10 protein-coding genes and 1 tRNA gene are annotated in these 12467 nt (G+C 71.7%); 7 read left to right on the top strand and 4 right to left on the bottom strand.

Annotated elements, in window-relative coordinates; translation table 11 throughout:
- Positions 1 to 136: 136 nt before the first annotated feature.
- The 3 genes from ACIQRW_RS16015 to ACIQRW_RS16005 all read right to left on the bottom strand — a co-directional run bounded on the left by ACIQRW_RS16015 (position 137) and on the right by ACIQRW_RS16005 (position 4783).
- Positions 137 to 1039 carry a cellulose-binding protein gene (locus ACIQRW_RS16015; RefSeq protein ID WP_403759951.1) on the bottom strand — a complete coding sequence of 301 codons (903 nt, stop codon included), beginning with the start codon at positions 1037 to 1039 and terminating at the stop codon, positions 137 to 139.
- Between the two features lie 247 nt (positions 1040 to 1286).
- On the bottom strand, positions 1287 to 3800 hold the full coding sequence (locus ACIQRW_RS16010) for an SUKH-4 family immunity protein (protein ID WP_403759948.1): 2514 nt from the start codon (positions 3798 to 3800) through the stop codon (positions 1287 to 1289).
- A 5-nt stretch (positions 3801 to 3805) separates the two neighbouring features.
- Positions 3806 to 4783, bottom strand: coding sequence for an SMI1/KNR4 family protein (locus ACIQRW_RS16005; protein WP_403759945.1), 978 nt, complete (start codon positions 4781 to 4783; stop codon positions 3806 to 3808).
- A 235-nt stretch (positions 4784 to 5018) separates the two neighbouring features.
- Here ACIQRW_RS16005 and ACIQRW_RS16000 point away from each other — a divergent pair, with 235 nt between their 5' ends.
- Together ACIQRW_RS16000 and ACIQRW_RS15995 are read left to right on the top strand one after the other, a co-directional pair.
- On the top strand, positions 5019 to 5543 hold the full coding sequence (locus ACIQRW_RS16000) for a YwqJ-related putative deaminase (protein ID WP_073805023.1): 525 nt from the start codon (positions 5019 to 5021) through the stop codon (positions 5541 to 5543).
- A gap of 10 nt (positions 5544 to 5553) precedes the next feature.
- The gene (locus tag ACIQRW_RS15995) at positions 5554 to 6051 is read left to right on the top strand and encodes an SUKH-3 domain-containing protein (RefSeq protein ID WP_403759942.1); all 498 of its coding nucleotides are present in this window, start codon (positions 5554 to 5556) and stop codon (positions 6049 to 6051) included.
- Between the two features lie 487 nt (positions 6052 to 6538).
- Here ACIQRW_RS15995 and ACIQRW_RS15990 read toward each other — a convergent pair whose 3' ends face one another.
- Positions 6539 to 7864: a sensor histidine kinase gene (locus ACIQRW_RS15990; RefSeq protein WP_403759939.1), complete on the bottom strand. Its 1326-nt coding sequence runs from the start codon at positions 7862 to 7864 to the stop codon at positions 6539 to 6541.
- Between the two features lie 156 nt (positions 7865 to 8020).
- On the opposite strand from ACIQRW_RS15990, the gene ACIQRW_RS15985 reads away from it, so the two are divergent.
- From ACIQRW_RS15985 to ACIQRW_RS15965, 5 genes are all read left to right on the top strand, one after another.
- Positions 8021 to 8893, top strand: coding sequence for a hypothetical protein (locus ACIQRW_RS15985; protein ID WP_403759936.1), 873 nt, complete (start codon positions 8021 to 8023; stop codon positions 8891 to 8893).
- Between the two features lie 7 nt (positions 8894 to 8900).
- Positions 8901 to 8973, top strand: a tRNA-Gln gene (locus ACIQRW_RS15980).
- A gap of 107 nt (positions 8974 to 9080) precedes the next feature.
- Positions 9081 to 10529 (top strand): bifunctional UDP-N-acetylglucosamine diphosphorylase/glucosamine-1-phosphate N-acetyltransferase GlmU, encoded by a 1449-nt coding sequence (glmU, locus tag ACIQRW_RS15975; protein WP_403759933.1) that lies wholly within the window; start codon positions 9081 to 9083, stop codon positions 10527 to 10529.
- A gap of 119 nt (positions 10530 to 10648) precedes the next feature.
- Entirely contained in the window at positions 10649 to 11626 is a 978-nt protein-coding gene (locus ACIQRW_RS15970; RefSeq protein WP_015609053.1) for a ribose-phosphate diphosphokinase, read from the top strand.
- A 207-nt stretch (positions 11627 to 11833) separates the two neighbouring features.
- Complete coding sequence (locus ACIQRW_RS15965; protein WP_403759930.1) at positions 11834 to 12421, top strand: 50S ribosomal protein L25/general stress protein Ctc; 588 nt, start codon at positions 11834 to 11836, stop codon at positions 12419 to 12421.
- Positions 12422 to 12467: the final 46 nt, after the last annotated feature.

Raw genomic sequence — 12467 nt, 5'->3', positions numbered from 1 at the left:
GGCGCTGGGACCGACATGAACACTCCCTGCTGAACGGGGAACGGAAACGTGTGAACTGAACGCTTCCATCACCTCCCGAGAACACGCGTTCGTCAAGAGTTGCCACCCGTTGCCATCCGCCGGGACCCAGACCCGCTCAGTCCTCCTGACCGTCGCCCGACGCCACCCGTCCCGTCAGCGCCGCCAGCGAGCTGCGCACATGCGCCATGTGCGCCTGGGCCTCCTCGCGGCACTCCTCGTGCTCCCGCAGGATCCGCTCCGTCTCCCGCACCACCCGCTCCTCGCGGACCCGGGCCTCGGCCAGCAGCTCCGCCGCCCGCGCCTCCGCGTCCTCCTGGCCGTGCCGGGCCGCCTCCTGCGTGGCGGCGAGGTCCCGGCCCGCCTCCGCGAGCAGCGCCTCGGCCCGCTCGGTCAGCCCCGCGAACCGGGCCTCCGACGCCGCCTCCCGGTCGGCCAGTTCGGCCTCGGCCGCCTTGAGGCGCTCCGCGTGCTCCTGCTCCTGGTGGGCCAGCACGCTCGCCGTACGGTCACGGGTCGCCGCCATCGCGGAAGCGGCCGCCGCCCGCACCTCCTCGGCGTCCTGCCGGGCCGCGGCGAGCAGGCCCTCCGCCTCCCGGACCGCCCCGGCCACCCGCTCGTCGGCCGCCCGGTCCGCCGCCGCACGCACCTCGCCGGCCGCCCCGCGCGCCGCGTCCCCGGCCGCCCGGCCCGCCGCCCCGGCCGCGTCCCGCAGCGCCTGGCCGGCCGCCACCGCCGCGGCGTCCAGCGCCTCCGCCTCGCTCTCGGCCAGCGCCAGGATCCGCTGCGCCCGCTCCCCCAGCTCCGCGTAGTCCTGCACGGGCAGCGTCGCGACGGTCTCCGCCAGCCGGGCGGACTCGGCGAGCAGCTCCTCCACCCGGCCCGTCAGCCGCGCGAGCTCGGCGAGCGCCCCATCCCGCTCGGCGATCAGGGCGGCCGTCGCCCGGTCCACCTGCTCCGGACGGTAACCACGCCCCCGCACCCCGACGACGTCGTACGCGGACACCGGTCCAGCACTCATCCCTGAAACCTCTCTCCGACCCGCCGACACGCTCTGCCACGCTCCGACACCCGTGTTACGCCAAGGATGCGGCAATTGATGCCGGAAGTCGGAATCGATCAGCGGCATTCAGGCCGGAAGCGACCGGCATCACAGACCCGGGCGAACCGGTGATCATCGGCCGGACGCCCCGGTACGCAAGGAGGCGCCCGGGCCCTTCCGGGTCCGGGCGCCTCGTACGCGCTCGTCGCTCAGCTCCGCGTACGGCTCAGATCAGGCCGTCCCACATCTGCTCCAGCAGCACCGACCACCAGCTCTCCGGCGACGCCAGCGCCGCCGGGTCCAGCGCCACCAGCTGTGCCTGGAAATCGACGGTCCAGCGGCCCGCCTGCTCCGGGTTCAGCCCGAACCGCAGCCGCCACATCCGGCCCAGCAACGCCATCGACCGCACGAACTCCGGCAGCCCGGTGTTCACGAACTGCGGCGGCACCGACTGCCCGCCGGGACCCGCCTCCACCGGCACGGCCACGATGTTCGCCGTCCCGTACTGAACACAGATCGCCCGGCCGAAGTCCGTGCCCATCACCAGATACGACCCCGCGTCCGGCGCGGGCCGCACCTGACGCTGCGCCGCCAGCTCGGCCAGCGTCGGCACCACCGGCTGACCCGGCTGCGCCCAGAAGAACGGCCCGAAATCGGCGGGCAGCCCCGCCCACACCAGGGTGTGCGCGACAACCTCCGGCACCCCCTGACGGGACACCGCACGCTGGTCGAACCGCAGGATGCCCTGCGGACCGAACGCCTGCGCCAGCTCCTCAGCCACCGCCTCCGGCGGCAGCGCGGGCGCGGGCGGCATCTGCGGCAGCGGCGCCCGCACCGGCGCGGGCCGCGCCGGGCCGTCCGCGACCTGGTGCAGCTCGCCCTGGTGCGTCAGCAGATGCTGCATGCCCTGCTGACGGCTGGCGTGATCCGTGCCGTACGGGGCGACGCTGGTGATCCGCACCTGCGGCCAGGTCTCCCGGATCATCCGGGCGCAGTACCCGCCCGGCAGCTCACAGGACTCCAGCTCGGTGTGCAGCTCGATGACCTGCTGCGGCGGCACGTTCATCGCCCGCAGCTCGTGCAGCATCTGCCACTCGGGATGCGGGGTGCCCGGCGCCGAACGGCGGATCAGCTGCTGCTCGCTGCCGTCCGGAGCCCGGAACCGCAGCACGGCCTGGTAGCCGGGGCCCACGGTCGGCTGACCGGTGGGCTGCTGCGGATAGCCGTACGCCGCCGGCGGCGGAGTGTGCCCACCGGGCGGCGGACCGGGCGGACCCGGCGGCTGCGGTACGGGACCGGGGGCCCCGACCGGCGAAGCGCCAGGGGCCCCGGGAGGACCGGGCGGACCGACCTGCCCCGGACCCGCGAACATCGTCTCCGCGTGGTGCACCCCGCCACCGGGAGGCGGCGTGGAACCCGGCGGCGGACCCGGCGGACCGGGAGGCTGCGGCGCACCCGGAACACCGGGCGGGCCGGGAGGCTGCGGGACTCCCGGGGCACCGGGCGGACCCGGCGGCCTGGGCGCACCCGCGACGCCCGCACCGATGCTGCTCCCGTCGGCGAACATCGTCGCGGCATGGTGCAACCCCCCGCCCGGAGGCGGCGTGGAACCGGGAGGCCCAGGAGGCGCGGGCGGACCGGGCGGTGGGGTGGAACCCGGCGGCGGCCCCGGCGGCGGGGTGGCACCGGGCGGGCCGAGCTGGGACACGAGCTGCGTCGGGACGTACCCGCCCGCCGGAGCACCGGGCGCACCCGGACCCGAAGGCGGCGGCGTCGCACCGGGCGGCATCCCGGGAACCCCCGGGGCACCGGGCGGCGGCGGGGTCGACGCACCGCCCCCGCGAGCCCCGCGCGGCGGCACGACCGCCTTGCTGGTGGCCGCGTCCGCGATGTCACCGGCCCCGCCCGGGGGACCCTGGTCCGGCCGGAGCGCCTGCGCCACCTGCGTACGCGGCAGCTGACTGCCCCCGGACATCAGGGCCGTGGGCGCCTCCGCCGGGACGACCGGCGGCGGCGCCTCCTCGTCGTCCGTGCCCGACAGCGGCGGCGCGAACACCGTCGCGGGCAGCGGAACCGCCCCGTCGTCGGAGTCCGAGTTGGTGTCCGTACCCGCCCAGGGCGTCGCCCCCGCGGGCACGCCGTCGGACGCCGTGGGCTCATGGGCGTCGCCACCACCGGCGGCGGGCCACGACGCGGCGGAACCCCCGGCGGAAGCGGCAGAGGAAAGCGGCGGCGACGCGTCCCCGACAGCGGAGGGCACGGGGCGGGGCTCGGGCTCCGGAACAAAAGCAGCAGGGGCAGCGGGCGCACCCGAGGCCGCCGCGGCGGCCTCCGCCGACTCCCGGCGCTCCGCACGATGATCCGGAATCCCCAGCTTGTCCGCCGCCTCCTGGAGCCACTCCGGCGGCGTCAGCAGGAACGACGTCTGGTTCAGATCCACTCGCTGCGGCGGCTCGGGAGCGGCGACCGGCGCACCGGCCGGAGTCCCGTACTCCTCCTCGTACCGCCGGATCACCTCACCCACCGGCAACCCCGGCCACAACGTCGCCTCACCGCTGTCCCGCGCGATCACCAGCCGCTGACGGCCCCCGTCCGACACGGGGCCCTCCGCCCGGTCCTCGGCCCACACCACGAAACCCAGCTCGAACTCACGGACCCGCACCTCACGGTGCTGATACGCGGGCACGTCACCGTTGACCCACTCGTCCGCCCGCTCCTGCGCCTGCGCGAAAGTCACCACCGCGCTCACCCCTCCACCGGGACAGCGCGCGCGAAGCCACCGTCCACCATCAGGTTCGCCACGGTCTCCAGCTCCGGCGGATTGCCCGCCAGCCGCTGAAGGAAGGCGTCGAAGTCCGCACCGCAGGGCAGCAGCAGCCGCTCCACACGCTCCTGGACACTCCAGCCGTCCTGGTCCCGGGCATCGTCGTACGGGCAGAACCACACCGAACCGGGATCCTGACCGCGCACCTTCACGGCGAGAATCCCGCCCTGGACGAACGCGACGCCCAGGAAATCCTTGGTGAAGTGGTCCCGCAGACACTTGTTCACGTACACCAGATCGTTCACCGCGGCCTCGTCACGCACCGTGAAGAACGGCTGGTCCACCAGCAGCCCCAGCTCCGGGTCCAACGCCGCGCCCACCGGGGCCGAACCACCCGCCGCCTTCAGGAACGAGCGGTACGCACCCGGCAGCCGGTAGCCGAGATCCTCCTCGACGCCCTGGACCTGCTGCTCACTCACCGCGGCCGCACCCTTGGGCAGCCGGAAGTGCGCCGGGCGGGTCTCCTGCAACGGGCGGGTGCCACGCCGGTGCTGATCCACATCCGTGCCCGCCAGACCGCCGTGATGACGCAGCAGCGCCTTCACCTCGACCGGCACCAACTCCATCCGCCGGCCGCCCGGCACGTGATGCCAGGTCCAGCCGTGCGGGGTCGCCACCGCGGGAATCGTGTCCCACAGGTCGTGACCGCTCGCCGCCAACGCCGCGTTCGCCGACACGTAGTCGGTGAGGCGCAGCTCATCGATGCCGAAGCCCGGAGGCGGATCGGCGATCTCGGCGGCGGCACGCGCGTACGGCGAAAGAACCGGGTGGCCGCTCCCGTCCATCCGCACCCCTCTGGGGTGGCGGGACGCCCGGACCGGGTCCGGGAAGTTCACGACCTGCCCGGCGTAGGCGGCGTTCGGTGGCGCGGCTTGCTGCCCGAGCCGACCTGTCGTCATGGCTGTTGCCCCCTGCTGCGTCCGGTGTTCCGCACAGCCTAAGCGGTGGGGCAACAGGGGATCCCGTCCCGCCGAATCCGTCACGAACGGTCACATTCGCGTGACGGTGAGGCGGCAGTCACGCACCTTCGGGCGACACGCAGACACGTTTCCCCGACCCAGCTTCCCCACCACCTGGCACATTTGGCAGGCTGTCCCCGCAACTCGGGGGATTGCAGGGAGGGACGTCAACACGATGCATTCCACACAAACCGTCACATCAGGGGATCCGCGCCTCAGCTGGAGCAGCACCGAGACCAGCCGTACGCCCCGACTGATCCACCGCCGCGACGGGATTCTGCCCGCCGTGGCCGCCGCGCTGTCCGTACGCGGCGAGACGCTGACCTGCACCGCCGGCAAGGGGGACCAGCCACCGGTACTGCACCCGCTCGTCCAGGACTTCCTCGACACCCTCACCAGCGGCCAACGCGAACGCTTCACCGGCCGCTGCCCCGAAGCCATACTGCTCTCACGCCAACTCACCGCCGCCGAGAGCGGGCGCTCCAAACGCGCCCAGCGAAAACCCCTGACCAACGGGGAAGCGCGCCGCGCGCTCAAGCACTCCCGGCTCACCGCCCGCCGCATCCGCGAGGACGGCGACCCCCTCCACGGCAGCTACGCACCACCCTGCCGGTCCTGCTCCGCACTCCTGTCCCACTTCGGCGTACGCCCCGTCGACCTGACCTCCACCGGCGCCGCGACCACCGCCGAGAAGGGCTGACCGCCCACCGATGCACGACCGTCAGCAGCACTCCTCCACCCGTTTCCCCGTCGCCGTCGACGCCGCCCTGCGCGACGCGGGCTGGCAGCCCGGGCGCTGGGACATCCGCCAGGCCGAGGAATGGGCCGACGCACTGCGCTCCCACGCCTCCCCGGCCGGCCACCAGCACGCGGTCTTCCCGGCCGCGGTCGAGGCCTGGGCGGAGTTCGGCGGCCTCCACATCACCGCGTCCGCACCCGGCCGGCACATCGCGCCCGCCGCGGTGCGCATCGACCCGCTCAGCGGCCTCCACCTGGCGCGGACGCTCGGGGACCTCGGCCGCGCCCTGGAGACGGAGGTCAGCCCGCTCGGGGCGGAGGGCGAGGAGCAGGCGGTCCTGGCGATCGACACGGAGGGCCGGGTGTACAGCATCGACCACACGGGGGACTGGTTCCTGGGCCAGGACATCGACGAGGCCCTGGCCACCCTGGTCACCGGCACCCAACCGGCCCGCCTGACCTCCGCCTGACCCCGGGCCTGCCCGGCCCCCTCCAGCCCGTCCGGCGCCTGAGGCGGAACCAGCCACACCCTCCAGCCCGTCCGGCGCCAGAGGCGAAACCGGCCACCCCTCCAGCCCGTCCGGCGCCAGAGGACGGAACCGGCCACCCCCTCCAGCCCGTCCGGCGCCTGAGGCGAAACCGGCCGCCCCTCCAGCCCGTCCGGCGCTTGAGGCGAAACCAGCCACACCCTCCAGCCCGTCCGGCGCTTGAGGACGGAACCGTCGCTCGGGACGAACGGGGACCATCGCTTCCCGGACACCGAGAGGGACCATCGCTTCCCGGACACGGAAGGGTCGCCGCTCCCCACGACCAGGGTTCCGTCCTCAAACGCCGGACGGGCTGAAATGGGCGGCCCTCAAGCAGGCAGGCCGAAGTTGGCGGCGCCCACAGGCAGGCCGAAGCGGGCGGCCCGCAAACGCCGGACGGGCTGAAATGGGCGGCCCGAAATCGCCGGCTTCAGGCGTCGCGCGAGGCGTCCGGGAGTACCGCCGAAACCCGGAAGCCCCCCGCGTCCGTGGGACCGGACACGAACACACCCCCCAGCCCCAGCACCCGCTCCCGCATCCCCACAAGCCCGTTCCCCCCGCTCGGCAGCCCCGCGTCCGCCGCCGCCGAGTCCGAAGGACCGTTCTCCACCTGCATCGCGACCTCGGCCTCCCGATGCGCGAGCCGTACCCACGTCTTCGCGCCCGCCGCATGCTTGTGCACGTTCGTCAGCGCCTCCTGCACCACCCGGAACGCCGTCTGCTCGACCTCCGGCGGATACGGCCGCACATCACCGTCCACCGACAGCTCCACGACCATCCCCGCCTGCCGCGACTGCGCCACCAACGCCTCCAGCTCATGCAGCCGGGGCCCGTCCTCGGACGCGGCAGCGGCAGCGGCCGCGACAGCCGCCTTCCTCACCGACGCCAGCGGAACCGCCCCCGCGGCGGCCGGCGCGGTCAACGCGTCCCCGGTCCGCAGCACCCCCAGCATCTCGCGCAACTCCGTCAGCGCCTGCCGGCCCATGTCCCCGACCAACGCCGCGTTGCGCACGGCCTTCGCCGGATCCTTCGGCGCGACGGCCTGGAGGGCCGCGGCGTGGACCACCATCAGGCTCACCCGGTGGGCGACCACGTCGTGCATCTCCCGGGCGATCCGGGTCCGCTCCTCCGTACGCGCCCACTCGGCCCGCTCCTCGGCCCGGTCCGCGAGCAGCGACAGCTCCCGCTCCAGCGAATCGGCCCGCTCCCGCAGGCTCTCCATCAGACGGCGCCTGGCCCCTATGTAGAGGCCCAGCAGCACAGACGGGGCCGTGAGCCCCACCGCCATGAAGACGGACAACAGCGGGACGTACCAGCCCCCCGGCCCGAAGTCCGCCTGCTCAGCCACGCTCTGCCGCAGCCGCACCCAGGTGACGATGAACGTCCCCACCAGCGCCATCCCCGCCAGCACGACGGTGATCCGGCGCGGCACCTCGGACGCGGCCAGCGTGTAGAGCCCCACGAGGGCCATCAGGAAGCCCATCTCGGCGGGCGTCATCGCGATCGTCACGAGCACCACGGCGATCGGCCACCGCCGGCGCACCAGCAGCACCGAACCCGCCAACAGCCCGAACACCACGCCCACCGGCACCGGTATCCCGGTGTTCCGGGCGAACTCCACCCCCTCCAGGCCACACTCCAGCGCCGATACCAGCGCCAGTCCCACGTCCAGGGCGACACTGCGTCGCCGCTCCCACCACCAGTAGCCGCGGGTGGTCGATCCCGCCGCTTCCCGGTCTGCCCCCGTTGCGGTCATGGCATCCAGCCTACGGGCGGACGCATCTCATTTTCGGGTGACCGGCAACAGCACGTTCCGCATTCGAACAAGCACGAAACACATGCCGATCGCCTGAAATGGCGAATCGACCGCGCTTTCGACCCGGACGTTCGCATTCCGGACGACGATCCCCGTATGACGGAAACCACAAGCAAGTACGCCGACTTCGAGGGATTGCGTGAGCAGGCAGTGGCGCTGCGCCGGGAGGGGCTCAGCCGCCGCCAGATCCGCGACCGGCTCCACGTGGACAACAACGACATCCTCAACCGGCTCCTGGAGGGTGAGCCAGCTCCGGACTGGACGAAGCGGCCCCGCGCCAAGGACGACGTACGGGCGAAGGCCCGGGAACTGCGTCTCCAGGGGATGACGTATGACCAGATCCAGGTGGAGCTGGGGTGCTCCAAGGGGTCCATCTCACTGTGGGTACGGGATCTGCCGAAGCCCGAGCCACGCACAAAGGAAGAAGCGTCAGCGATCGCGAGGCGGGGATGGGAAGCGACTCTGCAACGACGCGAGGCAGAGCGCCAGGCGGCCAAGAGTGCAGCAGAGCGTGAGATCGGCGCCCTGTCCGAGCGTGAGCTGTTTCTCTTGGGCGTCGGGCTGTATTGGGCCGAGGGCACTAAGGACAAGCCTCATGCGCGCCGGGAACGCGTGGCCTTCGTGAACAGCGACCCCGACATGATCAAGGTCTTCCTGGCCTGGCTCGCCCTTCTCAAGGTCGACCACGAGCGGCTTCGCTTCCACGTGATGATCCACGAATCGGCCGATGTGCCCTCAGCCCTGGACTACTGGGCAGATCTCGCCGGGACCGATGTCGCGTCGTTCGGCAAGACCACGCTCAAGAAGCACAACCCGAAGACCAACCGCAAGAACGTCGGCACGGACTATCGCGGCTGTCTGGTCATCCAGGTCCAGCGAAGCGCTGACCTCTACCGTCGCATCGAAGGGTGGTGGTGCGGCATAGTAGGCGGCAGCGTTTTCGGGCAGGACGTCTCTCTGCCCTGCTGACGCGTGTTCCGCCGTAGTGTAATTGGCAGCACGGCACCCTTTGGAGGTGTTCGGTCTAGGTTCGAGTCCTAGCGGCGGAGCGACTTCGCGGGCCCCGACCACACCGGTCGGGGCCCGCCCCCGTTTCCACCGGAAACACCCCCGGTATCCTGCGGATGACCACCACCCGAAGCCGAAGGGCACATCCGTGAGCGCAACCAGCCCGGCAGCCGTCGTCGTCCTCGCAGCGGGTGAGGGCACCCGCATGAAGTCGAAGACACCCAAGGTTCTGCACGAGATCTCCGGGCGCTCGCTCGTCGGACATGTCGTCGCCGCCGCCCGTGAGCTGGATCCCCAGCACCTCGTCGTGGTCGTCGGCCATGCCAGCGAGCAGGTCACCGCGCACCTGAACGCCGGCGACGCCCCCGTGCGCACCGCCTTCCAGGCCGAGCAGAACGGGACCGGTCACGCCGTCCGTATGGGTCTCGAGGAGCTGGGCGGAGCCGTCGAGGGCACCGTGATCGTCGTCTGCGGCGACACCCCCCTGCTGTCCGGTGAGACGCTCGGCGCCCTCGCCGCCACCCACGCCGCCGACGCCAACGCGGTCACCGTCCTGAGCGCCGAGGTCCCCGACTCCACCGGCTACGGGCGCATCGTGCGCGACCCCGCCACCGGTGCGGTCACCGAGATCGTCGAGCACAAGGACGCCACCGACGAGCAGCGGGCGATCCGGGAGATCAACTCCGGGGTGTTCGCGTTCGACGGGCGGCTGTTGGGCGACGCGCTGGGCAAGGTGCGCACCGACAACAGCCAGGGCGAGGAGTACCTCACCGACGTGCTGTCCATCCTGCGCGAGGCCGGGCACCGGGTCGGGGCCTCCGTGGCGGGCGACCACCGGGAGATCCTCGGCATCAACAACCGGCTCCAGCTGGCCGAGGCGCGCCGGCTGCTCAACGAGCGGCTGCTGGAGCGGGCGATGCTCGCGGGTGTGACCGTGGTGGACCCGTCGTCCACGCTGATCGACGCGACGGTGACGTACGAGCGGGACGCGGTCGTGCACCCGGGGACCCAGCTGCTGGGGACCACGCACCTCGCGGAGGACAGCGAGGTGGGGCCGAACTCGCGGATCGAGAACACCACCGTCGGGACCGGCGCCCGGGTGGACAACTCCGTGACGGACTCGGCCGAGATCGGGGCGGGGGCGCTTGTCGGCCCGTACGCCTATCTGCGGCCGGGCACCCGGCTGGGGACGAAGGCCAAGGCCGGTACGTACGTGGAGATGAAGAACGCGACGATCGGGGAAGGGACCAAGGTCCCGCATCTGAGTTACGTCGGTGACGCGACGATCGGTGATCACACCAACATCGGTGCGGCGAGCGTCTTCGTGAACTACGACGGTGTCGCCAAGCACCACACGACGATCGGCTCTCACTGCCGTACCGGTTCGGACAATATGTTTGTGGCGCCCGTCACGGTCGGGGACGGGGTCTACACCGCCGCCGGGTCGGTCATCACCAAGGATGTGCCCGCCGGTTCACTGGCCGTGGCGCGGGGCCAGCAGCGGAATATCGAGGGTTGGGTGGCCCGGAAGCGGCCGGGCAGTGCCGCCGCACAGGCCGCTCAGGCGTCGTCGCAGGAGACCGACGGGCAAAGCTGACCGGAAACAGGTGCGCCGGTGACGGCGTACCGTGATAGATGCTCACCCATTTCGGCTGGCTCGTTGCACATCGGGACCTATGCGTGCAGCGCCAGATACACGTCTGAGGAGACTGTGCTGTGACCGGGATCAAGACGACCGGCGAGAAGAAACTGATGCTCTTCTCCGGCCGCGCCCACCCCGAGCTTGCCGAGGAGGTCGCCCATCAGCTGGGAGTCGGTCTCGTGCCGACGAAGGCCTTCGATTTCGCCAACGGTGAGATCTATGTGCGGTTCCAGGAGTCGGCACGTGGCGCGGACTGCTTCCTGATCCAGAGCCACACGGCTCCGATCAACAAGTGGATCATGGAGCAGTTGATCATGCTGGACGCGCTGAAGCGCGCTTCGGCCCGCTCCATCACGGTGATCGTGCCGTTCTACGGCTATGCCCGCCAGGACAAGAAGCACCGTGGCCGTGAGCCGATCTCGGCGCGCATGGTGGCGGATCTGATGGCGACGGCGGGTGCGGACCGGATCCTCACCGTCGATCTGCACACGGACCAGATCCAGGGCTTCTTCGACGGCCCGGTGGACCACCTGTTCGCGCTGCCGATCCTGGCGGACTACGTGGGCGCGAAGGTCGACCGTTCCAAGCTGACGATCGTGTCGCCGGACGCGGGCCGGGTGCGGGTCGCCGACCGCTGGTGCGACCGGCTGGACGCGCCGCTGGCGATCGTGCACAAGCGTCGCGACAAGGACGTGCCGAACCAGGTCTCCGTCCACGAGGTCGTGGGCAACGTCGAGGGCCGGGTCTGTGTGCTGGTCGACGACATGATCGACACCGGTGGCACGATCTGCGCCGCCGCGGACGCGCTGTTCGCGCACGGTGCGGAGGACGTCATCGTGACGGCGACGCACGGGGTGCTGTCGGGTCCGGCGGCGGACCGGCTGAAGAACTCGAAGGTGAGCGAGTTCGTGTTCACGGACACGTTGCCGACCCCGGGTGAGCTGGAGCTGGACAAGATCACGGTGCTGTCGATCGCGCCGACGATCGCGCGCGCGGTGCGTGAGGTGTTCGAGGACGGTTCGGTGACGAGCCTCTTCGAGGAGCAGGGCTGACAGCAGTGACGATCACCCTCTGGTGATCCACTTTGGGGTGCGGCCTCCCCGCCGGGTAGACTCAGCGAGTTGCTCGGCGAGGGAGGCCGTACCTGTGTGTACGGCGGTCCGTTATCGACGCGCTCTTCGTAGCAGGCCTGTCGTGGGCCGGGTGACCGTTCGTGTTCCGTCTCCCGACGGCTCACCCACCTGACGAGGAGTGCAACCATGGCTGAGATCAAGCTCGCCACCGAGGTCCGTACCGAGTTCGGCAAGGGCGCTGCCCGCCGTGTGCGTCGTGCCAACCGTGTTCCCGCGGTCGTCTACGGCCACGGTGCCGAGCCGGTCCACGTCACGCTGCCGGGCCACGAGCTGCTGCTGGCGCTGCGTACGGCCAACGTCCTGATCGGTCTGGAGATCGACGGCAAGGACGCGCTGGTCATCCCCAGGGCTGTGCAGCGTCACCCCCTCCGCAGCACCATCGAGCACGTCGACCTGCTGACCGTGAAGCGCGGCGAGAAGGTCAACGTCGAGATCGCGGTGCACGCCGAGGGCGACCTGGCGCCGGGCGCCAACCTGCTGGAGTTCGTGCTGAACACGCTGCTCGTCGAGGCCGAGGCCACCCACATTCCCGAGTCCGTGACGGTCTCCGTCGCGGGTCTGGACGCCGGTGACTCGATCCAGGCCAAGGACATCAAGCTGCCCAAGGGCTCCGTGCTGGCCGGTGACGAGGACGCCATCGTGATCCAGGTCGTCGCCGCGCAGGCCGAGGAGCCGTCCGCGGACGAGGCCGGCGAGACCGCCGCCGAGGCCTGAGCCGTACCGCTCACCGTTCCACCTGCTTGACTGACGGGGTGGTGGT

The organism is Streptomyces sp. NPDC091287 (genome assembly GCF_044768525.1).
GTDB lineage: Bacteria > Actinomycetota > Actinomycetes > Streptomycetales > Streptomycetaceae > Streptomyces.
The sequence above is the reverse complement of the archived record's forward strand: the minus strand, read 5'-3'. Positions and strand labels throughout refer to the sequence as shown.

Bases quoted from the DNA above. Each gene is read 5' to 3' on its own strand.
- ACIQRW_RS16015 (WP_403759951.1), bottom strand. From the start codon at position 1,039: ATGAGTGCTGGACCGGTGTCCGCGTACGACGTCGTCGGGGTGCGGGGG.
- ACIQRW_RS16005 (WP_403759945.1), bottom strand. From the start codon at position 4,783: ATGACGACAGGTCGGCTCGGGCAGCAAGCCGCGCCACCGAACGCCGCC.
- ACIQRW_RS16000 (WP_073805023.1), top strand. From the start codon at position 5,019: ATGCATTCCACACAAACCGTCACATCAGGGGATCCGCGCCTCAGCTGG.
- ACIQRW_RS15995 (WP_403759942.1), top strand. From the start codon at position 5,554: ATGCACGACCGTCAGCAGCACTCCTCCACCCGTTTCCCCGTCGCCGTC.
- ACIQRW_RS15990 (WP_403759939.1), bottom strand. From the start codon at position 7,864: ATGACCGCAACGGGGGCAGACCGGGAAGCGGCGGGATCGACCACCCGC.
- ACIQRW_RS15985 (WP_403759936.1), top strand. From the start codon at position 8,021: ATGACGGAAACCACAAGCAAGTACGCCGACTTCGAGGGATTGCGTGAG.
- ACIQRW_RS15965 (WP_403759930.1), top strand. From the start codon at position 11,834: ATGGCTGAGATCAAGCTCGCCACCGAGGTCCGTACCGAGTTCGGCAAG.